Here is a 25,973-nt window from a genome sequence, read left to right on the forward strand (position 1 = left end):
ATCTTATATTAATACTTTAGATATTTGAATTATTTAGTACTCTTCAAACCTCAAAACGAAGTTTTGAAATGCACCCGTTGCTCTCTATAAAATCCAGCTCTGTTCGAATACCATCCAATGCAATTTCTATATCAGCAATGCGATTTGTATCAGCACCTTCCTTTTTCAGATCACCCGATTGTTGCTCTTTTAATTCTTCTATGTGCTTTTTAATGTCACTGGTTTTGGTTACCAATTGGCTATCAAGCAGATTCGTTAGCCCTGTGATTCGCTCTTCTTCTGCATTGATTTTTCTCTTTTGTTCCTTTTCTTTGACGCCAAGCTGAGTTTGAAGATTAGCATCAATCGTATTATAATTTTGCTGATTGGTTGCCAATTCTTCCCGAGCCTTCATCAAATCCGCCTCAATTAGTGCTAACATCAGAACCTTTTCTTCGGCAGCCTTTACAGCAATTTCTTCCAGCCCGCATTCCTTTTCCTGCAATTGCTCCTTCGCTTTTGTAAGTGCATATTCTGCCTGATAACCAGTGTCTCTGGCATCTTTTATCTTCGGTTGGTACTTTCTTCTCAGTTTATCTGCGTCTTCTTTTTCCTGCTCGCTTAGTGTATTCAGAGCCGTATTGTTGGACTCGATAAGTTGTTTCAAATCCAGTTTATCCCGCTCATAATCAGCAACCGTTTTTACTGTTCTGTTTATTTCATCCAAATCAATTTTGACTCCAAAGAGCGTATTACCAGTGTTCTCAATAAATTGCGGTGCGAGCGCAGGATGAAAAAGAACGTCTTCTTCGTCAATCACTTTACCAATCGTATTTTCCCAACCGGGTACATTTTCGTTAAGCCAGCCGTAGAGGGACTCTTTGTTTTTCAAGAGTTTCGCATCAATCCCCTCGATTTTGATTGAAACTTGTGTGCTATGTTCCTGTATTTTTTCTTTTTTTCTGCCAAAAACTGTCAGACTTTTTTCAAGATCCAGTTCCCATTGCTTCTGCAAGCTTTCTGCTTGTTTTTTACTGTCCGATACAGCGGTATTATTGCTGTTTATTTTCTCCTTTAAATCGGCGATTTCTTTTTTCAGTTCTTCGGTTTCCTTTTCAAATAGGCTCCCAAGCTGCGCCTTTTGCTTTTTTAGTTTAAGACCGAAAATTGCCTCGGTTTTTTGCTCAATCTCTTGTCTGGAAAATTGTAAAGACCGGCGCATTTCAGATCTACGCAGCGTGGCTTAATGCTTGTGTAACACAACTCCATCGATTACTTTCTCTGAGAACCCTCAGGTTTAGCATAGCCTGAGCTCCTTTGGGAGTCCACCGCTGCCCACTACGCTTCATTCTTGTTTGTATGACGGTCCTATGCGCGGCTTCCATCGGGCCATTTCCTATCATAAGTCCTTGACTGCGAAATGACTTATAATCCATTCTATCAACGTTATTTTTATAGTATTCCAGAAGCTTTGTTCGTTGTTTCTTCACGTTTTTTGACAGCTTTCTAAGCTTCGCTATATTATCCAGAACATTCTGAGCAGAACCTTCCAGCAACTCGCCTTTTTGAGTTTTAACCCATTTTTCGCGTCTGGCTATGTCTGTAAAATGTGAGTTTGCAAAATCTGTTAAATGTTCCACTGCATGATAGTAATCTAGGATGTGGGTTGCATTGGGAAATCTATTAGTCAGGTAGTTATGTATCCATTGTGCTCCATCTGTAATAAATACCAATCGGTCTTCACAATCTTTATAAGTCCCTAAGCTGGCTTCAAACTTGGGAATAAAATGGCTATACGAACCTAAATGGCCACTGTAAGAAGACTCATTAAGTTTATAACGTATCTCACCCTGCTCTTTCGTACCATTTTTTGACCTACAATCCTCTCTGAAAATACGGCCGAGCTTGACCTCCTGCCACCCTTGATCCATTTGAATCATGCTTCCATCCATTGAAGCATATACACGTTCATTGAAATTCAAATTCGGATGTTTGATCTCAGACATCACATCTTCATCAACTGCATTACCCAGGTAATCAGTTACTCTATATACCTGACTTTCAGAAATATTAATACATAAAAAAGCATTTAGTAAGTCATTTGATTTTGAGTACACGTCGCTCACGCCGGCAAGTGCCATCAAATTTTGAAGATAGGGACTTATGAAGAAGCCATTAGTTTTGGCCCTGTAGCGATGTGTTTTGGATAACTCTAATCTACCGAATCGGGTTTGACAGAAGTTTTTTTTCGCTTATCCGTTGATGTGCCCTTTTTTAAGCTTGCCTGCATTACCTGTCCACCCAACTCAGTCCATACTTTTACGGGGACGCCTAGTCGAAACCCTCCTCATAGGCGTAAAAGGTCTTTTCTGATTGTAAACCAGTTAATTTATCATATTGAGCATCTACCAATGCATGTAATTCTTCGCGGGTCATATCTGTAAAATTACTCGTTTTATTGAAAAGACCGCCTACTTGAGATCATACTTTAGGAGTTTCAAATATTTCAGCGTTAAGAAACTTTCGAAGCGAACTTTTGAAATGCGCCCCTATGATGGAAGCAATACTCGCCAGAGTTGTGAAACTATTACTCAGATGTTTCATAGATAAGGATGAATAAATATGTTTTTTAATTTTTTACAGTAATTTAATTTTACGGAACTTCACTTGGACTCGTTTCGTAATTTATCTGCTACTTCTTCATAGTGAAAGTCCTGATCACTGTTTGAGTTTTCATATTGGGATATTGTTTAAGTAACTCTTCAGTTAATTTTATACAAACTAGATCGAATTCATCGTCTGCTGTATATACCTTAGCGATTTCCTCGTGCGTGAACCGGCAATGTAACGATTCATTTAGGCCAGCGATCTTAAATTCGAAGTTTGCACCAGTGCTATCAATAACATCGTCACTTGATACAGTTGATTGCAAACTGCTCACAAGATAGTATGTGAGCGCTGTTCTTAATACTTGGGCGTCTTCGAATTGAGTAACTGTAGTCATAAGTGTGCCAAGTTAAATTTCTTTCTTTGACATGATAGTTTATTTTATGTCACAAAGAAATGTTTGTAAAATATGGTTATCTATGCCGGCGAAATCTTTAAACTGATTTTAAGGTATCAAAATCACCCCTGAACTTTCCCCTCAATCAGCGTCAACCTCTTCAGCACTTCATTGAGTGTTGCCGAAATATGCTGAACGTCAGCTGGCGGGTCAGGCACTGCAGTGGACTGATAGCTATGGTACTTCCAGATTTCAAGCACCTGGTCAAGGCCCACCTGATAGGGCTGATAGGCAGGGTTCAAAGATTCAAGGATCAGCATTCCTGCGCTGGCATCCACTGTCACTTTTTTGAAAACGATGTCCTGCTCGCCCCGAAGGATCACAATGCACAAGGTGCCTGGTTTTAAAGCCGTCCAGTCCTGCACAAACCGGCAGATCACATCCGCTCCATCAGGCAGCGGAAGCATCGAATCACCCGTTATAGGAAACATGCGGAAAGTCTGTCCTTTGGGAAGATTGGGAAGCGAGAATTTGGGCAGTGTGGCCAGATACTCCGGATCCGAATATCCAGCCCGGTAGCCCGCCTTGGCTTTTACAGGTATATACTCAATATTCTCCTTGTTCTCTGTGTTGACGGTAATAGCCAGCACCCTTACTTGTCCACCTGTCAGATACACATCATTTCCGGCCTGCAGTTCCCGAAGTTTCAGCTCAGAGAGTTTAGAGAGATCGACTCTGAGCAAGCTGTCCACACTGATCTTAAAGAAATTCGAGTAGTTCAGATAATCCACTGGCTGGGGCGCTTTGGTATGCCCGTTTTCGAGTGCATTGAGCTTGGTGCGCGTCAAATTTACTTTTTCTGCAAGTGTTTCCTGGCTCATTTTCAGGCGTTCGCGAAGGAATTTAATGTTGCTATGGAAAAATATATTTTGACTATCCATGATATGTTTGTTATAATTACAATCAATAATTTGATACAATTTGTATCAAATGTAATTTAAAAATGGAAGAATATGAAACAGCTGGCAAACAAAAGTGAGCTTGTAACCAAGCTCCGCCGCGACATATTAGAGCGCCAGGGCTACCACAGCAGCACCCGTCACAGAAAAGTCGAGATGGGTCTGGGGCAGATTGAGAAATCCTTTCCCAATGGTGTATTCCCGGTAGGCTGCGTGCATGAGCTAATCAGTCACAGCAGTGAACAGGTGGCGGCTGCCAGCGGGTTTATGGCCGCAGTGCTGGGCAAGATCACAAGGCCGGGCGGCATGAGTGTGTGGATCAGCACGGCAAGGACCGTGTTTGCCCCAGGGCTTAAATGCTTTGGCGTGGATCCTGACCGGGTTATATTCATCGATGTAAGAAACCACAAAGACCTTTTGTGGATCACAGAGCAGTGTCTGAAATGCCAGGCGCTCTCAGCGGTGGTCACAGAGCTTAAGGACATAGGCCTGACTGAATCCAGACGTCTTCAACTCGCAGTTGAGCAAAGCCGGGTGACAGGACTGATGCACCGGATTAATCCTTCGGTGGTCAGCAGTACCGCCGCCGCTGCCCGCTGGAGGATCACACCTGTGGCAAGCACGCTCTGTGATGGCATGCCGGGTGTGGGTTTTTTTCGCTGGCATGTAGAGCTTTTGAAAGTACGAAACGGGGAGCCGGGAAGCTGGGATATACAGTGGATGCCTGGTCATTTCACTCAAAATACAGCGGCTCAGCCAGGGAAAGAAACACTTTTAAAAGCGGGCTGATATGCAAAGCCGATATGCAGCTATCTGGTTTAAAAACCTTCTTTGCGATCAGCGCGCAGTGCGCATGCCTGAGCTCAAAGAGACAGCCTTTGTGCTTGCCGCTCCCAGAAAGGGACGTATGCTCATTACCGCCAGCAGCATTCATGCAGAAAAGAAAGGGATCCTGCCAGGCATGGTGCTCGCTGATGCAAGGGCGGTGTACCCTGAGCTGACCGTACTGGAAGATAAACCCGGACTGGCTGAAAAGCTGTTAAACGGTATAGGTCAGTGGGCGCTTCGTTTTACTCCTATTGTGGCAGTTGATGAGCACGATGGCCTGCTACTGGACATCACAGGCTGCGCGCATTTATGGGGATCAGAAAAGCTTTACCTGCAAGATATCAATCAGCGTTTGAAAGAAAAGGGCTATCATGTGCGCTGCGCTATAGCTGATACACCGGCAGCGGCCTGGGCCAATAGCCGCTACGGCAGGCAGAAAGCGATCATTGAGCCAGCAGGGCAGGCGCAGGCGATTTCTGTGATGCCTCCGGCAGCACTTAGAGTAGAGCCGCCGATAGTTGAGAAACTGGAAAAGCTCGGCTTTTACCAGCTGGCAAGTTTGATTGATATGCCGCGCAGCGTGCTGCGGCGGCGGTTCGGTGCGCAGCTGCTGCTGAGATTAGACCAGGTGCTGGGACTGGCCCCCGAGCCGATTACGGCCATCGAGCCAGATGAGCCTTACAAAGAAATCCTGCCTTGTATGGAAGCGATCCGAAGCGGGGCAGGTATTGAAATAGCGGTGCAAAAGCTTCTGGAAGCCATCTGTCAAAGACTCTCGAAAGAATCAAAAGGGCTAAGAAAAGCACTGCTCACTGCCCACAGAATGGATGGCAGCAGTCAGCAGATCCAGATCGGTACGCACGCTGCCAACTGCAGCACCCAGCATCTTTTAAAACTCTTTGTTTTGCAGGTGCCCAAGCTGCGGCCCGATCTGGGCTTTGAGCTTTTTGAATTAGAGGCGCTGATGCTGGAAGATACAGAGCAGCATACCCAAATGCTGTTCGCTCAGTCAGCCAGTGGCGACAGTGCTCAGATTGCAGAGCTGCTCGATACGATCACTGCCAAAACAGGGCAGGGCAGCGTCAGCCGTTATCTGCCAGATGAGCACTACTGGCCGGAGCGCTCGGTAAAAGTGGCGGGGTCTTTGCAGCAGATGCCTGTTTTTAAATGGCCGACAGAGCGCCCTAGGCCGATAAGTCTTCTAACAACGCCTGAGAAAATACATGTAACAGCGCCCGTGCCGGACTACCCGCCGATGCTGTTTCGTTACCTGGGCATGATCCATAATGTGATCAGGGCAGATGGCCCTGAGCGCATAGAGCAGGAGTGGTGGATACAAGCTGGGCTTCACCGCGACTATTACATCATCGAAGACCATCAGGGAGCCCGCTACTGGATATTCCGTCTGGGGCATTACGGAAAGGATTTTCCCGAGTGGTTTTTACATGGCTTTTTTTCCTGAGCAGCTATGAAATACACAGAACTACAGGTCACGACCAATTTTACATTTCTGAGGGGCGCTTCGCATCCTGAAGAGATGATCACGCAGGCGGCTGATCTGGGTTATACAGAGATCGCCATCACAGACCACAACACGCTGGCGGGTATCGTCAGGGCGCACACAGCAGCGAAAGCCAGAAACATCCGAATCATAGTAGGATGCCGATTGAACCTGGCAGATGGGCCCAGCCTTCTGGCATATCCCACCGATATCTCTGCTTATAGCAGGTTATCAGCTCTGCTCTCGCTAGGCAACTCGCGCACTGAAAAAGGCAAGTGTCTGCCAAACAAAGCGGATGTGTATGCTTATAAAGAAGGAATGCAGTTTGTAGTTCTGCCACCAGAATCACTTAATGAATTCTTTGAGCTCGACAGCTCATTTGCTGCCCACCTGAAAGAATACAAACAAAAACTGGCAGACGCGCTTTACCTGGCAGTAAGAAGGGCCTACCGTGGAGATGATGCCAAAATCCTTTTCCGGCTTAGAGAACTTTCCGACAATCTGGGTGTGCCGCTAGTGGCCACCAATGATGTGCATTATCATCATCCGGACCGAAGACAGCTTCAGGATATTGTCACCTGCATCAGAGAGAAGTGCACCATCTATGATGCAGGCTACAGACTGCACCAGAACGCGGAGCGCCATCTGAAGCCACAGGCGGAAATGCTCCGGCTATTCAGGGCTTATGAGGATGCCATCAGCAATACACAGGTGCTGGCCGGCGCCTGCCTGTTTTCGCTGGATAGTTTAAAATATGAATATCCTAAAGAGATTACTACCGAGGGCAGAACACCCATGCAACAGCTGACGTATCTGACCTGGAAGATGGCTCCGGACTGCTTTCAAGGCACGATCCCAGAGAAAGTAAAACAGACCCTGGAGTATGAGCTTAAATTCATAGAAGAGAAGAATTATGCCTCCTACTTTCTGACAGTTTACGACATTGTGCGCTTTGCCCGGCAGCAGGGTATTCTGTGTCAGGGCAGGGGTTCAGCAGCTAATTCAGCGGTCTGTTTTTGTCTTGGGATTACCTCTGTGAACCCGACAAAATTTGATCTTCTCTTCGAACGCTTTATCTCTTCTGCCAGAAACGAGCCGCCTGACATTGACGTTGATTTTGAGCACGAGCGGCGCGAGGAAGTCATACAGTATATCTACAACAAGTATGGCCGTGACCGTTCGGCGATTGTGGCCACGGTCACCCAGCTGCACCAGCGGGGCGCGATCCGCGATGTGGCCAAGGCGATGGGCATGTCACAGGATGCGATCGGAAGGCTGGCTAACTCGATCTGGGAGTTTACAGATGAGTGGTTTGATGGTAAAAGAATCAGTGAGCACGGCTTTAACCCGGATGATGCGCACCTGAGAAAAGTCCTGGAGCTTACCTCGCAGTTTATGGGTTTCCCACGGCAACTGGGGCAGCATACCGGAGGTTTTGTGATCACCGAAGGCAAGATCACAGACCTGTGCCCGGTGATCAATGCCCGCATGGCAGACCGCACCAATATTGAATGGAACAAGGACGATATTGATGCGCTGGGTTTTCTGAAAATTGATGTGCTTGCGCTGGGCATGCTGACCTGTATCAGAAAAGCATTTGATCTGGCCAAAAAGCATTACAGCAAAAATTACACACTGGCCAATGTAAAACAGGATCTCAAAGAGGTTTACGATATGATCAGTGATGCGGACACATTGGGCGTTTTTCAGATCGAAAGCCGCGCGCAGATGTCGATGCTGCCAAGGCTCAGGCCCAAGACTTTTTATGATCTGGTCATTGAGGTGGCCATCGTGCGGCCTGGGCCAATACAGGGAGATATGGTGCATCCTTACCTGAGAAGGCGTAACGGTGAAGAAAAGATTGAGTACCCTTCTAAAGAACTCGAAGAGATCCTCAAACGCACACTAGGTGTTCCGCTTTTTCAGGAGCAGGCGATGAAAATAGCGATTGTGGCGGCGGGCTTTACGCCTGCTGAAGCAGACGGGCTCCGGCGGAGCATGGCTACCTTTAAAGCAAAGGGACTGGTGGCCCAGTACGAGAAAAAATTGATCGAGGGTATGCTGGCCAACGGATACAGTCTTGAATTCGCCCAGCGGATCTTCAAGCAGCTGGAAGGTTTTGGAAGCTACGGTTTTCCCGAAAGCCACGCTGCCAGCTTTGCGCTGCTGGTGTATGTGTCATGTTACATGAAATGCTTTTACCCTGATGTATTTGCTACCGCGCTTCTAAATAGTATGCCGATGGGCTTTTACCAGCCGGCACAAATCGTGATTGATGCCCGAAAGCATGGTGTGAAGGTATTGCCCATTGATGTAAACCTGTCTGACTGGGACAACACGCTGCTGGATGAAGGGGGCAAGTACAAAAGTATGCGGCTGGGTTTCCGTCAGGTGAAAGGGCTGGCCCAAACTGATATACTGATTCTAATCTCCTGCAGAAGCAGCGGCTACAATAGCATTCATCAGATCCGGGATGCAGGTGTGTCCCAGCAGGCGATTGAAAAGCTGGCTGATGCCGACGCATTCCGCTCGATGGGACTTGACAGAAGGCGGGCGCTATGGGAAGCTGCAGCACTCACTGACCGACCAGATGGGCTTTTTAAAGGACACAGGTCACAAAGTGATTTTGAGCCGGATGTTACCCTTCCAAGGATGAGCGCATCGGAGCACGTCGTGCAGGATTATGCTTCCACCTCACTTTCTTTGAAAGCGCACCCTGTCAGTTTTGTAAGAAAGGGGCTTGCCGGGCAAAGAGCTATTCCGACAAGTGCATTGGACCTTTACAAAGATGGGATGATTCTTCGGGTGGCAGGGCTGGTGCTTGTCAGACAAAGGCCAGGCACGGCAGGAGGGGTTTGTTTTATCACGATCGAGGATGAGACCGGGTTTTGTAATCTGGTGCTCTTTGAAAGTCTTTTTGAAAAGTACCGAAAAGAGATTCTTAGGGCAAGACTTCTGATGGTAGAAGGCAAGCTGCAAAGGGAAGGCCAGGTCACCCATGTGATCGTGAGGCACTGCTATGATATGTCTTACCTTCTGAAAGAAATGCACCAGAACCAGACTGACCCGGCGGTTCAAACCCTGTCTCGCGCAGACGAGAAAGACGAATATGCTTCGCAGGCAGTCAACAAAAGGACACAGGTCAGAAAGCCTGGCGTGCAGACTGAGATTTTTCCTTCGGGGAGGAATTTTAGGTAAGTGGAATTTACATTTAAGGGCCACGCTGTTTGTTTGTGTGCATTCATTAATGTTCAAATGAAGCGGAAGTATGTCAGGTGGAATTAAGAGGTTTTATCGATTTTTAAAGGAGTTGAGAAGATACACCGAAGTACTGAGAACTAGAATTATGCTTTGGTTTTCAGTTCTTTACTCAATACTTTCAATTCACAGAGATGCTTAATGAATGGATCTCTGACCTCGATCGAATCTTTGTAAGCCAATATTTTAGCAATGGTATTTGGAATTATTAATTTTCTGAGAAGATACATTTGTTTAGTTAAAAACATCCTATTGGACACTTTGCATTTTTGAAATATTCGGTCAGGTCTGCTAGTTCTTGCTCTTTGATCGTTCTGATGCAAAAGTATAGAAAGTTTCTTTTTTGAAAATTTAAAGTGTAAATTACTGCTCCGGATTGGGCCTGAACCTATACAGAGAACATTGAGTGTATTCTTGCCAAAATTTGGAGCACTTAAATAAACTAGCATTATTAGAAGTAGTGATTCTTAAATTTAAAGTTAATATAAAATTCAACTATAATGAGCAATAAAAGTTACGTAATGTGGAATAATAAGGGTGGAGTTGGGAAGAGTACAATTACTTTTCATATTGCATCCGTATATGCAGAGACTAATCCTGATAGAGATGTTATTGTAATAGATATGTGCCCTCAGGCGAATTCTTCATCTATGTTAATGGGAGGGGGGAAACAGAGCGAAGCTAAATTGCAGGAATTGATTTCGAAAGACGAGCCTCAAAGTGTTGTAGGTTATATCACAGAAGCAACATTAAATGGAGATGCGGAGATTAGTAAGTATATTACAAAACTTTCCGACATAAATAGCAATTTGGCCGAAAATTTATATTTAATTTCAGGTGACGGAAACCTAGAGCTTATAGCACCATTATTGTCGGAAAGAGCCGAGGCTACGCCTCTTTCAGCTGCAGATAAACCATGGGTCAAAATCCACAGCATTATCAAGAATTTAACAAGTAAAAGAATAGACCCTTCACGAAGTTGCACGTATTTTATTGATACTAATCCAAGTTTTGCTATATACACACAGCTGGCTATCGTTGGCGGTGATAAACTGCTTGTACCGATCAACGCTGATGATTCCTCAATATTTGCAATTACAGGGCTATTTAATCTAATTTGGGGTACATCTGTCACTCACCCAGTGTACGGGAAATACACATTTGCCTCAAAGGCAAAACTAAACAATCTGGAGCTACCAAAAATTAGTTACTTGTTAGGAAATCGTTTTACTCAGAAGAAAGGTGCTGCTCATGCTTTCAAAGCACTTTCCAATGAAGCATTAAATAAAATGTATTCGGAGTTTAAAAGTAACCCAGATAAATTTGAAGCAGTGCAAGACAGTATTAATTCTATTTCTGAATTTGAGGTAGCATACAGTGTTGAACTAAGAGACTTCAATAGTGCTGGAGTAGTTGCTGCTAATCAGGGATTGCCATTAAGCAAAATGACCAGGCACACATATACAGTCTATGGAGAGGAAATTCAGGTGGCTAAGGAGCAGAGAGAACTTTGTAAATCAACAATAGAAAATTTAGTTAGTAGGTTATAACCTCGCTTTGGAGGAAGCTCAATAGAAGTCTAAGTTAAAAAGCAAATCAGAAATTATCACGTTCTGTTCTTGATATCATGTAGCTACTATAAGCTCATTCCTTTACATAATACTCAATTCTTTGGATATACTTCTTATTTAATGAAATACTGGGAAATTTTACTTACCAAACAACGCGAAAGAGGGAAAGACGGCTTGACCATTCCGTTCATCATTGGAAGTCAGCAATATTTATCGACTAGTTCAAATCAAGATATTTCTGAGCTGATTCTTGACATGGCAGGGAATTACTCTTTTGAAACCTGCATACGATACTGTATAGGAACTCAAACTTTAATTGCTGAAATTAGGAATCCAGGAAACAACGTATATTATCTTGAAACCAATAATGGAGAGAAGACTAATCTTTCTATTGGAGTTCTGATTCTGGATGACATAGGTATAAATCTTCAAGACGCAATCGAGAAATTTGTTGAAAAATTTAAAGCCCCAATCGATAGATTGACTTTTTCAGCAGAACCAAATGTAGACAGTCGAGAAGTAAATTGGCAAGCATTTACAGAAGAAGATATTAAATTTGTTGAAGATTCATTTAGTTCATTGTCAAATTCTTTATGTTGTAAAGATTAAATATTCAATAATGGTTAGACTGAATCGAAAGTATTTACGTAGGAAAAATAAGTGCATTGTGCTTACCTTTCTTACTTTTCCTCGAAAGCACAACGCTCTCACTGAGAGGCTTGGGAATTGAAAGAATGGAGATCGTGTCATCTTAACAGTGACGTTTTTCGATCTTGATCATGAGTTTTGTACAAAAGAAACCGAATTGGCAAAGAAGTATACCTTACGTATTCTGAAGTTGAGAAGCAATATCAGGTTGAGAGATTTCAACTCATGAAATCTCAAAAAGGAAAATACAACTTCGAATGGAAGCAGGGAAGACTAAGCTGGAGAGCATCAGAGTACAGTGTTTACTTTGATACTGGAAAAGATTTTTTGTTCGAAAGGCGTGGTACGGGTAAATTCGCTAAAGTTAGCAAGGATGAACTTTTCGGAAGACACCAGTAATCAATCATGCCGAGGATTGGTTATATACGCCCAGACTAAAGAGAAGTTCTTAGATTTTTTGGTTTTCCGTGTCGATTATACCTGCAATAGCGGAATCATATCCAGCACACAGTAGATGCCCCTTTGTATTTGAAAGGTTAGAGTATCATCTTGGCTATCTCTGTCATCAATAGGCACTACATTCCGTGGCTGGATGGAGCTACTTGGTTTAAAATAAATAAACCAAGTACCAATGGTGACTCATTTGGTACTTGCCCTGGTAAATTCATTTAGCAAGCTAAGAGTAACTAATCTACTTTGAAAAACTAGGATTGAACAGCTTTGGGTTTGAGGATAAAATTATTATCCTTCTCTGAGAATTTTTCTATCACATAATTTTCGAACTCTACGGGTAATTTGCCGTATCCGGTAGTCAAAATAACCTGATAGTCCTTTACTTTCTTTGTCTCGTCCATTCCTAGAGCAATGGCTTTCTCAAGAAGTAATAGATTCTGATTTAGATGGTCTGTATCAATTCCGGATGCTTCGGGTGTGTCAATTAGCAAAAATCTTGGATGCTTTACCGATTCAAGCTTCAGCGACAGGCTTAAAATTGTAAAGTAATACATAAGCCTTTTGGGTACCTCGCTGCTGTTGGCCTTGTATTCGCCATTGTCTATATAAGGCATATAAGCGTCGTCTATGTAGGCAGTGATACTTTTGTAGGAAGATTCTGCTAGCAATGTGCTGTAAGTTTCATTGAAAAGCTCAATTGTAGCGGCATTATTTTCGTCATACGCTATCTTAGCCTTACTGAGGATTTGTTGAGCCTTAGAAAATGCATCTTTCTTTTCATCGAAGTTAGCTCTTAACCGCCGCTCCTGGTCACTGTTTCGAAGTGCAGAATTTACTTGTAAGAGCTCATCCTTTAGTTTTATAATTCTGTCATTTAAATCATCAATACGTGTGGTATTGCCCGCAAATTGTGCGGTAAGAATTATATTTTTTAGCTTTTCGGTATACTCTTCGATTAATACATCGGTGCGCTTCAAGACGGATGTTAGTTCTTTTACTTCCTCCTGATATGTTTGAACAGCTAGATCAATTGCCTTTATGCTCTTTTGTTTATGGGATAAGATATCTTTATACTCGCTGGTGTTGTAGACAAATTTCTCATAGTCATCGTCATTAAATTTAGACCCACATATACAGTGCCCTTTTTCAATATTCTGTTCGCTCATGCAAAAAGGACAGACCTCCATTGCAAAAAGGTCAAGCTTTTCATGGGTAAATATGATTTTCTCAATCTGATTGATTTCCTGTTTGAGTCCCTCATGCAGTATAGCAATTTTTGATTCTTCGTTAGTAAGGTTTATGATTTTGATCCTGTCCCGAGAAGCTTTAAGCTGTAGCTCAACCAGGTTCGATTGTATTTCTGCCAGTTCCCCTAATTTGTCATCCGAATTAGTGCTTTTCTTGAGAAACTCGTCCCTTTGGGTTTGTAATCCCGATATTTCGTTTTCAATAACAACTTTTCTATCGCTCTGTACATATGAGTGTTCAGATATGTCATGATTCTCTAAGAAGCCTTCCAAAAGGCCTTTGGCTAGGTCTTTCGCTTTCAATGCAGCTCTTGCAGTATCCATCTTTTTGAAATAATCGGCAGACGACATCCCAAGTAGGATCTCAAATATCGATTTACGAATTACTATTGAATCCGCAATGAAATTCTCAGCTACGGGTTCTTTGTAAATTTTTCTGGGTTCTGTATTCTGGTCGTAATTTAGTAAACGGAATAAATCATTGAAGTTGAAAAACCAATGCGAAGCTCCTATATGTAGCTCAAAGACTGGTATATCAAGCTTTCCCAATATCCAATCCGAAAAAATAAATGGGGCTGTTTTTCTATCGAGTGGAAAGGTCTCTACAAAATCATTATGTCCGACAAAAATATCCTGCGAACCGATAAATCTTTTCAGTGAGTATGAGGCATCGTTTATTAGTATGTCTAATTGAACATAGTTGTTGGTGTCTTCGATGATCAAAGAATACTTTTGTTTGTCTTCGGCCTTGGTAAAAGGCTTTATTTTTCCACCCAAACCATATTCGATAAAATAACTAAACGTGCTTTTTCCTGAACCATTATCACCGACGACTATATTTATCCCTTTGTTTAACTCGGGAGAGGCATAATAATAAGCATCGCCAGAGTAAATGACCTTTTTTATAATTAGACTTCCCATGTGATTACATTATTATCTGCGAATACTTTGTCTGCTAATGTTTTTATCGTAATGGTCCTTAACGAACGTACGGCAGATTTAAGAGATTTAATGTTGGATAGTTCAGCATTAAACATACGTTTGTCTAAAAAGCCTTCCGACACTTCTGTCTTCTTTAACCAAAGATCTATCGTGTGTGAGGTGCTGTTCATAGATACGCCTATGAAGTTTTTATTTTTAAGAATAATCACTAAGTGATGAAGGAGCTTTTTTTTGATTTGCGCCCTGGAATAAATCTTACTTAATTGACTTTGATCGAATTTTGAAGGGTCACCACCTTCATTTATAAAATCAATTAGATAAGCTATCTTTCTGAAATCCTTGAATTTTTTTTCCTCGGACGTGCAGCCAAGGGCATCCAGTAATATTATTGTATTATACGCAAGGAAGTTGTAGTCTTCCTTTTGAATAAACATCAGCCTTTTCTTTGCAGCACTTCTATTCATAAATTCCAGCCTTGTCAAATGAGAGATAACAATCGTTGATAAGATCGAGTACGAGCTTTTCCATCAGGTCGTCATCGATTATAGGGTATCTGTAGGTCTTTGATTTGACTCTAATGATTTCAATAGCTCTATTAGTAAATAAAGCTATTAGCTTTTTTATATCATCATTTGATAATTCAGCTATTTCTTTATCATCAAAAAATTCTACCATCTCCTTCTGACAGGCCTCGAAAATCCTATATTTGAGTGCGCTAAGGTCTCTTTCGAAAATGTTCGAAAGCTCTAATTTGCCGAGGGCAAGATCCCGGCAATATCGTTTGACACGGATTTCAGAAATCGAACTATTAACTGCTTTTAATTTTTCAATTAGATCCCTATGGTCTGTAGTATTTAATGCATCAAACTGTGCGCTGGCCCAATCATCACCAACGGTTTCTGTCGAAATTTCATGAGACTTAATGCCGATAATTGAGATCATGTCAGTCATCGGGCAGCACTTGATGTCATCATTCAATGCATCATCTCCTTTAACACTTTTCAATATACCTATGAGATACAGCTTCTCATTAGTTACGAAAAACGCACCGCTTCCAGAAAGACCACGTGCGTCATCAGTTCCTGCTTTAAATTTTTCGTCACCAGAAAGTGTTATACGAAACTCGCTGTTTGAGATACCGTTGAGGACCCGACAATTAAATGGCCTTGCTTCATCTTGATTGCTTGCCTGAAATCCGGTAAAACTCACTAGCGTATCTTTTCTAAAAGAGAATGAGGCTAATATAGAAGGAAAGCCTTCTTGGCCTTCATCGTAGTTTACTTTCAATATGACCCAGTCCTGGGTTCTATTCTTACCACTCACTTCTATTACACTAATTGGATAGAACTTCGAGTTGAAAGTTTTTTGCTGTTCAACAACGATTGATTCAATCCCTAGATATGCATATTGATCCTCATCCCCAAAAACACAGTGATAAGCAGTAGCAACAAAAAAACCACATGCTCCCTTGACAAGTGTACCGGAACCGTGACTCACCTTTGCACCGCTTACATAAATTGACACCCTGACGCATGGGCGATATAGTAATTCCTCACTCATGCTCCAATACGTTTGTACGGTCTATCAGCTCCCAGTTTCCAGTTAAGAAGTCGTCCTTGTCTATAAATTTGCCAGCTTTTTCTTCAACGGTAGATAAGGGGTAGTTCAGATATATTTTACGGGTGGAAGGGTAACTAAGCCTTATTCTTTCGGGATGATGTATGATCCTTGCGATGGTTTCTCTGTCAGGATGGGTGTGCCGGGAGTTTCCGCCGTTGGTTGATATGATAAACCTATTACATTCAATCATGTCCAGAATAGCATTCGTTGTATTGTTTTTACTTCCATGATGGGATACTTTGACAATATCAACCTTCAGTTTATTCTCCGTCGAATAACCGGCACTTTTCATTGACTGATGAATTAAACATGGGTGTGAGTCGCCTAGTAGCAGAATACTCAAATCAGATGTCCTTAATACAAATGCAATTGAGGAGCTGTTGGCAAGGTCTGCTAAAATCGCTTTCTGGGGTGTATCATCAGACAGTGCCAGGTCTACCAATTTACCTCGGCTGATTTGTGAAGGCTTTATACCGGATATAGTGATATCCTTAAGTTTCTGTTTGTATTCTTTACTGACTTCCGGCCAATGTACCTTTAGCTTGGTCAGCACTTCAATTGTCGGAGACAAAATTTCTATCTTAAATCCTTCAGGTAACAACGGTGTTTTTCCTAGGTAAATATCTTCCGACCATTTATCTTTTATCGCTCCTTTTTCAATAAGTAATTCTTCGAAGCTCTTAGCTTGCTCATAGCTAATACTGTCCCCACCCGAAATGAACTTAATATTTTTAGAGTTGAACCAGTACTTTCCAATTTTGTCCGCATTAAAGGACGCGCTTTTTACGAATTTGATCAGTCCTCCGATATGATCGGAATCAATGTGAGTGAGCAGAAGTACATCAATAACGGCAAGCTTTTTTAGGCTTTGTTTCAATGCAGAATCAAATGTTTTCGAAGTTCCTCCATCGATAACAATATTAAAATCATTACCGGCCTGATCTTTGGTCTGTATTATTATACAATCTCCATGATAGGCTTTTAGTATAGATACTTTAGTTTTTTTTGTAACAGGTAAATCTTCTTTCACTTAGAGGGTTTATTATCATTATGATGTGGTTTACGTAGGTAAAGTAAATAAAAAATGGGAAGCTGCAAAAAAGAGTCAAATTAGTTTGTATTAACAGTTAATGTAAATTTGATACTTCCGAAGCTTTAAGTTTTTCATTTACAGTAATTTGTAATAGAAGGAGGTGTTTTAAATTTTCCTTATTTGCCGGATGATAAATCTAATCATCTCCAACTAGAAAGTTCTTTCTTCCGGAGCGGATTTAAACTCAATATTGTAGCTATTCAATTAATGAAGCGCTAGACATTGGGTTGTGGTGACTTGCGAGTCAAAATAATACATACAGAATTCTAAAAGAAAACTATATGCAGAAATTTTAACTTGTAAATGACGCAGCCAAGTCCCAGATTCCATTATCTGCTCGCCGTTTTCCTTCTGTTTGTTTTCTCCGAAAAATAATGCAGCTGCCCTTTTGACGGCAAGGGACTTTCGCGGCATATGCTCGCTGCGCGTGCGCTATTCCACGGTTCCCTTGCCGTCAAGGCTGCCGCATTAGTCATTTTCCTGCAAAAAAATCAGAAGCAATGAAAACAGCCAAAAACATCTTAACAGCATCTGAAAAACAGCTTAAATCAATTTTACAATTAAAAAAAACAAAAACAATTATGGAAATCACAGGACGCATCACGCAGGACGCAAGCACCTTCACCACTAAATCAGACAAGCAGGTGGTCAATTTTAACATCGCGGTTAACGAGCGCTATCAGACCAAAGCAGGAGAGAAGAAAGAAATTACTGAATACATACGCTGCTCTTACTGGATCGCTCCGGCAGTCGCTGCCGTGCTCACAAAAGGTACAATCGTTCAGCTTTTCGGGCGCATCAGCACGCAGGCATGGCAGGACTCTGACGGCAACCCAAAGGCATCACTTCAGTTTCACACCTCCAATATCAAAATATTGGGTGGGGGCAGCAGGGGTTCTTTCCCGAAGCCCGAATTAGCGGGTAACGAAAAGCAGCAAACCCGGCAGCAGGGCGACGATCTGCCATTCTAGACTCTGATCCTTTTTTTTTATTAGTCTGATTTTCTCACTTTCAAATCATTTCAATCATGTCTCACAATCTTAATTACAACGAAATCACAGGTAAACACTCATTTTTCTCGGTCAAGCAGAAAGCATGGCACGGGCTTGGTCAGGTTATCTGTGAGCACCCCACATCTGAGCAGGCGATCATTCATGCAGGCCTCGACTACCAGATCATCAAACGTCCGCTTTACGTTAGAGACGGCTCTGTCGATGCGCAGACAATCCTCACGCCAGTGCCCGAGCACTTCGCCACCGTGCGGACAGATAACGGAGCGCCTTTGGGCGTGGTCGGAAAAGACTATCATGTGCTCCAAAACCGCGAAGCCTTCTCTTTCTTTGACAGTATCGTCGGTGGTGGCGACGGCATCATCTACGAGACCGCCGGAGCGCTGGGGCAGGGGGAGAGGATTTTTATCACCGCCAAACTCCCTGATTATATTTGCGTCGGAAACGATGATCTTATCGAGAGGTATATTTTCCTTACCACCTCCCACGATGGAAGCGGCAGTATTACAGCAGCATTTACTCCCGTCAGGATTGTCTGCGCGAACACGCTCGGTGCAGCGCTTCAGAACATGACAAACGTTGTCCGTATACGCCATACCGTCAATGCCAGACACCGCCTCGAGCAGGCGCACAAAGTCATGGGGCTTTCTAACCGTCTGAGCATTGAAATGGAAGGGATTTTTAACCAGTGGGCAAAAGTCAGGATCACAGACAAAGAGGTACATAAGCTCATCCGTATGGCGCTGGCTTCAAACGCGGAGATTCTGGGAAATCTCAGAGAGGGCAGAGAGGAGCAGCTTTCCACCGTCTTTAAAAATCAGTGTGAGGATGCCTTCGTCTACTGCATGGAAAACGAAACACAGCAGCTTGAAACAACCAAAGGCACAGTCTTCGGAGCTTTCAACGCGGTCACTGGTTTTTATCAAAATGTACGCAGCTATAAAAACGATGAGGCCAAGCTCAAATCAATTCTGATGGGAGGCACAGGCGCGCTGCGCACCCAGAAAGCTTTTGATCTCTGTAATGCTTTTGCGCGCTATGGTGCCCAGAGTTTGCAGTAAGTTATTTTTCCTACCTGACCGCAGCCACAATGCTGCGGTCGCAATCCCTTCATGTTTATGAAACCATTTCACCAAATGAGCAGCAAAGACAAAGCCAGACTGCTGCATCAGCTTTTCCCTGAGCATATGCCTGAGCTTATCAGGTTTATAGAAGCCGTTTGTCTGACGATCATCGAAGATGAGCAGCTTCTTAGAAGCCGGTGGCAGTATCAGGCCATGGATTTTGACAAATGGCTCACGCTTGCCCAGATCATTTTTGCCCGTATCGCACAGAACGGCGAGGGTATCACAGCCGAGCCGGAGCTGTTTGCCCAGAGCCTTTTCAGCGGGGACTTTGCCGATTTCAGCATCGACTGTATCCAGAGCTACACCAAAGTCAGGAAACACCCTGATGATAAATTCACCTAGGCTACTGATTTTTTCTTTAACCCGTAAAGCCAACACTTATGGCAAATCCTTTCAATACACTCACTTTGCTCGGCACTTTATCAGTTTTAGCCGGACTCTTGTTGCGGCTGCTCATAGGAAAAAGAAAGTTTGAAAGAAGGGGAGCGGCAGGCTTGCAGCGCTTTGATAGCTTTTGGTCTTTTTTGATCATTATTTTTCTTGAATCTGTCGGCGCAGCTGTATCCCTGCTTCTGACGCTAATCGGTATACTGCTACTGATCGCTGGATACTTTATTTGATCACTTCTTTTTAACTTCTAAACTCATCAAATGATGAACACTAATTTCTTTCAGCAAATAGCCGCCCTTGACATTCAGGGGCAACTTAGAATCACCATCGCTAAATCTGATCTGGATACGCTGACCGTTTCTTTGCTTTTGGTAAATGAGCAGTGCGGCGATGATGCAAGAATGATCGTGCCGCCCTTGATTCTCAGGGGCAGTGGCTGTGAGCTTGACGAAGGTTTCTTTGCAAACATCAAAGCCCCGCTGCAAACCACCTCTCAGCTTTTTGTAAACATGGATTCTTATCTGACTCAGCAGCAAAAAGCACTAGCAGAATCTCAGATGAAGAAAGAGCAAGAGAAGAAAGAGCAGCAGCAGAAATCAGAGCGGGACAAAAAGTTTACCGTAGCCTGCGAAAAATCCAGTCAGCTCGAAGCCGAAGGAAAGTTCCGCGAAGCGTGGAGCAAAGTGCCTGATCCGGCATTGTTTCCCGAGCACGCTGAGCAGATCAGAAAACGAAGAAGCGAGCTGTCTTTAAAATTTGAACAGACCAGTCTTTTCTGAAAACCCATTTTTAAACTCCGCCATTATGCTAATCGCCACAGCACTCGAAAGAATTTTCCTGTTTGAAAACAAAGGACAGAAGATCACACTCGCCGATCCTGACAGGACACTAAGCCCGCAGGCAGTACTGAATTTTTATGCTGCCACCTACCCGTTGCTTGTCACTGCCAAGGTATCAGCGCCGGAGATCAAAGACGACAAAGTCCAGTACCGTTTTGAATCTGTGATGGGAACAAAAGGATAAAAAGCCCAGACTATGAAACGAAAACAAAAATCCGCAAGGCTTATCAGAAACGAAAAATACACAAGCGCATGGTACACAGCCCGAAATCTTGCAGACCTCTCCGAAAGACTCAATCAGCTTCCCGATGCGGCGCAGGCAGTGCGGCAGAAGAAAACCAGCGCACCGCGCAGTATGCTGCCAATGATTTTCTAAAAAGCAGCTTTCTGCCTGTGATCGGCTCTCAGTACAGTCAGCTTGCAAAACGCAAGCATGTTGAGAAAAGCTTTTTTATTTCCCTTGAAAACCTGTCGGCACTGTATCATTTTACACCATTACCTGAAAGCTGCTCTGTGTACCCGCATAATATTTGGTTGGCATTTTCTCATGCAGAGCGAGAAATCAAAAAGCAAAGCGTGGACACAGAGCTCGCTATCATCAGCACTGATCATGCCATACTTGCCACCTACAGACAGTTCGCCGTCGGGCAGATTCTTTACTATATCCCCATCAGACCACTCTATGAGCTGACTGAGGATCCTGAAAGAAAACAGCAGGCGGATTTACTTCTTTCTGTGTACGCTTATCTATTTAAAGTAGCGCAGCTGCCTCTCTACACACAGGAGCACAGTTACCTGTACTACCAGTATGAAATGATTTTCGACTGGCAGAGTACAGACGAGGATTTGCAGCCCGAAGACTGGCAGCACTTCAATCAACAGTTTCAGCATCTGGGAATGGCAGGCATGTTGATGCAGCAGCAGCTTGCTGATCCACCTCATCTTGTTGAATTTGAAAATAGGCTCACTGGTTTTGAATGCCGCTGTGAGACCGATCATAAAATCAAAAAGCTTGCACAGGGCTTTTTTGATTTGTACACAGATTATCCGAGCGTTTCCATTTTCGATTTTATTTATTCAGGGTTTGACTGCCCGAAAGAGAAAGAGCGTATTGACGGCAGGCACTACCTTTCTTTTATCTGGGATTTGGATGGTGATATTGCCAGTGATCTTCTCAGCTTAGTGAACACAGATTTACAGGAATACACAATCATGGATAACCCTGTCGCCCTGCAGCTTTTTGACAAAGAGCAAAAGTGGGTCTCTATGAGCCTTGATTACCCTGAACGCTTCTTTTCGCTTCTTGATGATTTATCAGATATTTTAAAGCTACTATAATGGAAAATATCACTGATCTTTTCTCCGACATCTATCTGCCGCAGTCGGGCTTTCTGATCTACAGAAACAGCTCAGACGCATCGGACTGTTACTTAGAGTCCTTTGATGTAGGGCAGAGCGGGCTGCCTATGAACCTTCACCCGTTGTCTGACTCTGAAACCATTCAGCTCGCAAGCGCGCTCGACTCTTCAAAATCACTTCGGAAGTCTTTTCTTAAACCCAAAGGGTTAATGCCGGATTCAGTGCTGCATATAGACCCCTCGCAAAACGGGCATGCACTCTGGTATACGCCAGCGCGGCAAACTGAATTGTTTTTTGCTTCTGCTCTTGGTATTCCAAACGGAAAGGCGTCTGTGCCCGCACTTGTCTGGAAAGCGTCAAAAAATGAGCTTTTTATCTATGCCCTTAAATCAGATCTCAAGCCTCAATTGACGACGCCTGTATACCACGCGCCGTTTTTTAACCTTTACAAAACCGGAAAGGTGTGCATGGGAACAGTTGATGTGCAGATTTCAGACTCTGTTTCGCTTGAAGAATTTATTAGCTCATGGCAGCGCTACTTTTTTCAAAGCTATTTCAGCCACCTGATAGATTCTCATAGTCCCGTAAAAGGTAATATGATTCAGCTCTGGCAAAAACAGATGGCTAACCCGAAACCATTTCCTCTCGGCGCGCTTCTTAAAACAGGTCTCACTTTAAATGATCTTATCCAATGAATATCGCACTCAATAAACCAACCGTGCATTTCGCGCCCTCGTATCTTCTAAACCCGGCCAATCCTGTTACAGTAAACCTGATCGGGGCAGGCGGCACGGGTAGCCGCGTTCTGACCGCACTTGCTGAGATCAGCCATGCACTCACAGAGCTTGGGCATGCAGGGCTTTTTGTAAGAATGTTTGATGATGATCTTGTCTGTGAGCCGAACCTTGGAAGACAGCGGTTTTCTTCCTGTGAGCTTGGGCTAAACAAAGCGGTAGTCAGGATCAATAACGTTAACCGCTTTTTCGGGACTAACTGGAAAGCGTTCCCTTACAGGTTCGATCACGACAATCTTTACAGGTTTCAAAATCAGGCGAGCGCGAATATTTTTATAAGTTGCGTTGACACTGTAGCAGCCAGACTTGAAATTGCCAGGATGCTGAAAACCCGTTTTGCTGATCAGCATCAGCGAAGGGAGAAACCTTATTACTGGATCGACTATGGAAACAGCAGCAGCACAGGGCAGGTTATACTCTCGACGATTAGTAGTATCCCGCAGCCCGATTCTGAAAAATTTCATACAGTAAGTGAGCTTGCTTTTGTAACGGATGAATTCGCAGGTCTACTTGAATCCTCTGAGTCTGATGACAACACCCCGAGCTGCTCTCTGGCTGAGGCGCTGGAAAAACAGGATTTGTTTATCAATGCCGCGCTGACGCAGCTTGGAAGCGCGCTGCTCTGGTCACTTTTCCGGCAGGGGATGACTAAGAACAGGGGCGTGTTTCTGAACCTTGATACAATGATTTCTCAGCCGTTAAAGGTGGCCTGAGAGATTTGGAAAGCCGGCGCGGGCAAACCAGCCAGACTCGCCCGTCTGGCTGGTTTGCCCGCATTTCTTTTCTTTGCTCGCCCAAAGAAAAGAAACAAAAGAAAGGGCGGGCTTATGTCTGAAGCCTTTAAGATTACAAGCGTTTTGTTAAAGCTGATATTGTAATTTGCTTTGATTGGCAGTGTAACGGGTTTTAGGTTATTAATAGGATGTGTAGTCCTTGCAGATAGCATTTTGTATGGTTCATGGAATATTAACAGACATTTTTGTAACAAAAAATGTCAATCTTATAATTTGTAATTTCTTTGATTCCAGCCGGATTTTCTCAAGATCAATGAAATATTTATAGAAGATGAATGCTACGAAATTCTTTGAAAATTCAAGGTTTGACATTAGAGCTGAGGGGTGGGGAGAGGTCGAACTGCAAGATGTGATAAAGCTTTTGGATAACGTTATCAGCACGTTTTACGGGTATCTGGATGAATCAAGCTTGCCCGTCCGCAATGTCAATATTATAAATGCCAAAGAAAGTGGGGATGTAGAAGGCCCTGAAATAAGAAGACGGGGCGATTTCGACCAGGTCTATCTGGATGTGAGCGGTAGGTATTGGTCTCAGTATGTATATCAGTTTTCACATGAACTTTGTCACCACGTCATAGACATTGATTATTCGCCAGAGGATGATCACTACGGATGGTTAGAAGAGAGTATCTGTGAGATGGCTTCTCTTTTTATTATGTTAAAAATGGAAAGCAGCTGGAGCGGTGGTGAAGCACCATATCAAAATTGGGAGGGGTATGCCGCGGTTCTTGGTAATTATGCAAGGACAATAGCAGAGCAAAGCATCGTTCTTTACGAGCCTTTTCATCTCTGGCTGACACGAAATACTTCTTATCTGTCTGCCGGTAGATATGACAGGCGAAAAAACAGGATTATTGCTTTGCAAATGATGCCACTGTTCATCCAGACTCCGGAGCTATGGAAGGCTGTTCAATTTTTTAAATTTGCCGATGCTGGTTCGCACAGAACTATCAGTGAATTTCTGGAAGATTGGAAGAGTTTTCTTCCTTACTCTCTTCAAGTGCCGTTTGGCGGGTTTATTTCACTTTTTACAACCGGACAGAAATAAAACAAACCGGCAGTTGGTGTGCCGGTTTGTTTTTTTGATTACATAGGAAAAGCGTTAAGCTTTTCACTAAGCTCTGTCAACCCCGCTTTCTGAAGGCAGTTGTTGCTGATGCTGGACAGATCTGAAATTGCCTCCTTTGTGGCGACTGAAAAAATGCCTGTCGGATTATCAGTTTCCTGCCTTAAGCCGCGCTCAATGATCTGGGCAAGTAAAAGCACTTGCTTTCGGCTAACCTTCAAATCCAGTTTGATCTGGTCATTCATTCCCGGAATGCAAAGCAATGTTTCATACACGCTTGCTACTTGCTCACTCGTCATCATATCCCTCAGTTTTAAATGTTCAACATCTCGCTGCAAATATACTTAGCCCATTAGTCAGAGCACCAGACCTTAATTTGTACAGGTGATGACTTTCCCGGTAGCAAACAGAACACCTTTTTGTAACTAACAAATGATCTTGCAGATCTTTCTGCGCCTTGGAAGTAGCTGGTCAAGGGTTATATCTTGATTTCTCCAGAAATACATCCAGTGCCTGCACACTATCCAGATCAAGGGAAATGATTTCTGAGATCGCCTGATCTTTATCGCTCGCATTTTCATAATATGATTTACAAATAGCATAGCCTATATAGTAACCCAGGTCTGAATCCCCGTTTTTTCTCTGGAAACCATTGTAAAGCCAGTCCGATGATTTCCTGCCGTGCATCTCAATTTTAAATTTCTCCCATAGCTCGCGTTCATGTTGCTTGCCATATTTCATGTACGGTCTTTTTACTTCGGTGCCGGTAATCATTTCAGCAATAAAGTCGCAACTGCCCTCGGCCAGACAAAAGCCTAATAAGTTTGATTTTCGATCTGTTTCCATATCGCCTCCCCGTTGCTGGGTATGTGTCAATTCATGGGCGATTATACCGAGTATGCCAGTGTTTGTGCTCATAAAATCTCGGATCATTGGATGCAAACCCCTTGTGTCTACTGTTGCGTCTGCTGCAGCGATCTCAGTACCGATCAGTAACTGATTTTGAGTGGTGGTTCCTCCGGTCTGAATGTATCCCATCAGAAAATAAATCTCGGGAGCTTTAAAGTTCTTATAAATCCTTTGATAGTTACTGTAAAGTTTTTCAATAGCTGTGTTTTGATCTTTGATGCCTTCAGTTTTAACTCGAATAGATTTCCAGAAATTCGCATTGGTAATCATGTTTTTCTGGAAATCAGCTGACGTCCATTCTTTGAGCTTGATCATTTCTCTTAGACCTATACTCGCTTTGTCCAGATACTGCGTTTGGATAATAGCGATTTGCTTAGCCGGGTCATTTTGAAGTCTAACACTATCATACGCCACCCAAAAATTGTCTATGTCACTGGTGAATATAGTAGTTGGCTGTGCATGTAAAAAATTTGTAAGTAGCGTCAGCGCTGCAATGGTTAAGATTTTTCTCATCCGCTAGATGTGTTTGATTTCCGTAAGAGAGATGTCAGCAGGGCATGTGAAGTTGCATGTAGTATTTTA

26 protein-coding genes are annotated in these 25,973 nt (G+C 43.3%); 17 read left to right on the forward strand and 9 right to left on the reverse strand.

Annotated features, from left to right (window positions below; all coding sequences use genetic code 11):
- Positions 1-43 precede the first annotated feature (43 nt).
- From DSL64_RS02865 to DSL64_RS02880, 3 genes are all read right to left on the reverse strand, one after another.
- Positions 44-1,201 (reverse strand): ATP-binding protein, encoded by a 1,158-nt coding sequence (locus DSL64_RS02865; RefSeq protein ID WP_115829153.1) that lies wholly within the window; start codon positions 1,199-1,201, stop codon positions 44-46.
- Between the two features lie 7 nt (positions 1,202-1,208).
- Positions 1,209-2,120, reverse strand: coding sequence for a UPF0236 family transposase-like protein (locus DSL64_RS02870; RefSeq protein ID WP_115829154.1), 912 nt, complete (start codon positions 2,118-2,120; stop codon positions 1,209-1,211).
- A 985-nt stretch (positions 2,121-3,105) separates the two neighbouring features.
- Complete coding sequence (locus DSL64_RS02880; RefSeq protein WP_115829156.1) at positions 3,106-3,924, reverse strand: XRE family transcriptional regulator; 819 nt, start codon at positions 3,922-3,924, stop codon at positions 3,106-3,108.
- A 72-nt stretch (positions 3,925-3,996) separates the two neighbouring features.
- On the opposite strand from DSL64_RS02880, the gene DSL64_RS02885 reads away from it, so the two are divergent.
- The 6 genes from DSL64_RS02885 to DSL64_RS28890 all read left to right on the forward strand — a co-directional run bounded on the left by DSL64_RS02885 (position 3,997) and on the right by DSL64_RS28890 (position 12,147).
- Positions 3,997-4,731, forward strand: coding sequence for an ImuA family protein (locus DSL64_RS02885; RefSeq protein ID WP_115829157.1), 735 nt, complete (start codon positions 3,997-3,999; stop codon positions 4,729-4,731).
- A 1-nt stretch (position 4,732) separates the two neighbouring features.
- Entirely contained in the window at positions 4,733-6,232 is a 1,500-nt protein-coding gene (locus DSL64_RS02890; RefSeq protein ID WP_115829158.1) for a Y-family DNA polymerase, read from the forward strand.
- Between the two features lie 6 nt (positions 6,233-6,238).
- Entirely contained in the window at positions 6,239-9,469 is a 3,231-nt protein-coding gene (locus DSL64_RS02895; protein WP_115829159.1) for an error-prone DNA polymerase, read from the forward strand.
- 560 nt (positions 9,470-10,029) lie between these two features.
- Positions 10,030-11,079 carry a ParA family protein gene (locus DSL64_RS02905; protein WP_115829161.1) on the forward strand — a complete coding sequence of 350 codons (1,050 nt, stop codon included), beginning with the start codon at positions 10,030-10,032 and terminating at the stop codon, positions 11,077-11,079.
- A 141-nt stretch (positions 11,080-11,220) separates the two neighbouring features.
- Positions 11,221-11,709 (forward strand): hypothetical protein, encoded by a 489-nt coding sequence (locus DSL64_RS02910; protein WP_115829162.1) that lies wholly within the window; start codon positions 11,221-11,223, stop codon positions 11,707-11,709.
- A gap of 264 nt (positions 11,710-11,973) precedes the next feature.
- Positions 11,974-12,147, forward strand: a complete 174-nt coding sequence (locus tag DSL64_RS28890; protein ID WP_158547857.1) for a hypothetical protein — start codon at positions 11,974-11,976, stop codon at positions 12,145-12,147.
- A gap of 305 nt (positions 12,148-12,452) precedes the next feature.
- Here DSL64_RS28890 and DSL64_RS02920 read toward each other — a convergent pair whose 3' ends face one another.
- From DSL64_RS02920 to DSL64_RS02935, 4 genes are read right to left on the reverse strand one after another with little or no spacing between them, the layout of a single operon-like run.
- Positions 12,453-14,369 (reverse strand): hypothetical protein, encoded by a 1,917-nt coding sequence (locus DSL64_RS02920; protein ID WP_115829164.1) that lies wholly within the window; start codon positions 14,367-14,369, stop codon positions 12,453-12,455.
- A complete protein-coding gene (locus tag DSL64_RS02925; protein ID WP_115829165.1) occupies positions 14,357-14,854 on the reverse strand; it encodes a hypothetical protein in 498 nt (165 codons plus the stop codon). Before DSL64_RS02925 ends, DSL64_RS02920 begins: the two co-directional genes overlap by 13 nt.
- A complete protein-coding gene (locus DSL64_RS02930) occupies positions 14,847-15,950 on the reverse strand; it encodes a trypsin-like serine protease (protein ID WP_115829166.1) in 1,104 nt (367 codons plus the stop codon). The genes DSL64_RS02925 and DSL64_RS02930 overlap by 8 nt, the downstream gene beginning before the upstream one ends.
- Entirely contained in the window at positions 15,943-17,040 is a 1,098-nt protein-coding gene (locus tag DSL64_RS02935; RefSeq protein WP_115829167.1) for a ComEC/Rec2 family competence protein, read from the reverse strand. The genes DSL64_RS02930 and DSL64_RS02935 overlap by 8 nt, the downstream gene beginning before the upstream one ends.
- A 644-nt stretch (positions 17,041-17,684) precedes the next feature.
- Between DSL64_RS02935 and DSL64_RS02940 the strand changes: the two genes are divergently transcribed.
- From DSL64_RS02940 to DSL64_RS02990, 11 genes are all read left to right on the forward strand, one after another.
- Complete coding sequence (locus DSL64_RS02940; protein ID WP_158547858.1) at positions 17,685-18,074, forward strand: single-stranded DNA-binding protein; 390 nt, start codon at positions 17,685-17,687, stop codon at positions 18,072-18,074.
- Positions 18,075-18,130: 56 nt separating this feature from the next.
- Positions 18,131-19,174, forward strand: coding sequence for a DUF932 domain-containing protein (locus DSL64_RS02945; RefSeq protein WP_115829169.1), 1,044 nt, complete (start codon positions 18,131-18,133; stop codon positions 19,172-19,174).
- 57 nt (positions 19,175-19,231) lie between these two features.
- Positions 19,232-19,582: a hypothetical protein gene (locus DSL64_RS02950; protein WP_147300318.1), complete on the forward strand. Its 351-nt coding sequence runs from the start codon at positions 19,232-19,234 to the stop codon at positions 19,580-19,582.
- A 38-nt stretch (positions 19,583-19,620) separates the two neighbouring features.
- Positions 19,621-19,860: a hypothetical protein gene (locus DSL64_RS02955; protein ID WP_115829171.1), complete on the forward strand. Its 240-nt coding sequence runs from the start codon at positions 19,621-19,623 to the stop codon at positions 19,858-19,860.
- Between the two features lie 30 nt (positions 19,861-19,890).
- Positions 19,891-20,409: a prtrc system protein e gene (locus tag DSL64_RS02960; RefSeq protein WP_199539317.1), complete on the forward strand. Its 519-nt coding sequence runs from the start codon at positions 19,891-19,893 to the stop codon at positions 20,407-20,409.
- 25 nt (positions 20,410-20,434) lie between these two features.
- Positions 20,435-20,653, forward strand: a complete 219-nt coding sequence (locus tag DSL64_RS02965; RefSeq protein ID WP_115829173.1) for a PRTRC system protein C — start codon at positions 20,435-20,437, stop codon at positions 20,651-20,653.
- A 12-nt stretch (positions 20,654-20,665) separates the two neighbouring features.
- On the forward strand, positions 20,666-20,845 hold the full coding sequence (locus tag DSL64_RS28800) for a hypothetical protein (protein ID WP_147300319.1): 180 nt from the start codon (positions 20,666-20,668) through the stop codon (positions 20,843-20,845).
- A gap of 17 nt (positions 20,846-20,862) precedes the next feature.
- Positions 20,863-21,807, forward strand: a complete 945-nt coding sequence (locus DSL64_RS02970; RefSeq protein ID WP_147300320.1) for a hypothetical protein — start codon at positions 20,863-20,865, stop codon at positions 21,805-21,807.
- The gene (locus DSL64_RS02975; protein ID WP_115829175.1) at positions 21,807-22,523 is read left to right on the forward strand and encodes a PRTRC system protein B; all 717 of its coding nucleotides are present in this window, start codon (positions 21,807-21,809) and stop codon (positions 22,521-22,523) included. The genes DSL64_RS02970 and DSL64_RS02975 overlap by 1 nt, the downstream gene beginning before the upstream one ends.
- Complete coding sequence (locus DSL64_RS02980; protein ID WP_115829176.1) at positions 22,520-23,335, forward strand: PRTRC system ThiF family protein; 816 nt, start codon at positions 22,520-22,522, stop codon at positions 23,333-23,335. Before DSL64_RS02975 ends, DSL64_RS02980 begins: the two co-directional genes overlap by 4 nt.
- A gap of 352 nt (positions 23,336-23,687) precedes the next feature.
- Positions 23,688-24,464 (forward strand): hypothetical protein, encoded by a 777-nt coding sequence (locus DSL64_RS02990; protein ID WP_115829178.1) that lies wholly within the window; start codon positions 23,688-23,690, stop codon positions 24,462-24,464.
- A 38-nt stretch (positions 24,465-24,502) separates the two neighbouring features.
- Here the strand turns inward: DSL64_RS02990 and DSL64_RS02995 are convergent, their stop codons facing one another.
- Both DSL64_RS02995 and DSL64_RS03000 read right to left on the reverse strand, forming a co-directional pair.
- Positions 24,503-24,784, reverse strand: coding sequence for a hypothetical protein (locus DSL64_RS02995; RefSeq protein WP_115829179.1), 282 nt, complete (start codon positions 24,782-24,784; stop codon positions 24,503-24,505).
- 169 nt (positions 24,785-24,953) lie between these two features.
- Positions 24,954-25,904, reverse strand: coding sequence for a DUF2268 domain-containing putative Zn-dependent protease (locus DSL64_RS03000; protein ID WP_115829180.1), 951 nt, complete (start codon positions 25,902-25,904; stop codon positions 24,954-24,956).
- Between the last annotated feature and the right edge of the window lie 69 nt (positions 25,905-25,973).

Source organism: Dyadobacter luteus, assembly GCF_003383615.1.
Lineage (GTDB): Bacteria > Bacteroidota > Bacteroidia > Cytophagales > Spirosomataceae > Dyadobacter > Dyadobacter luteus.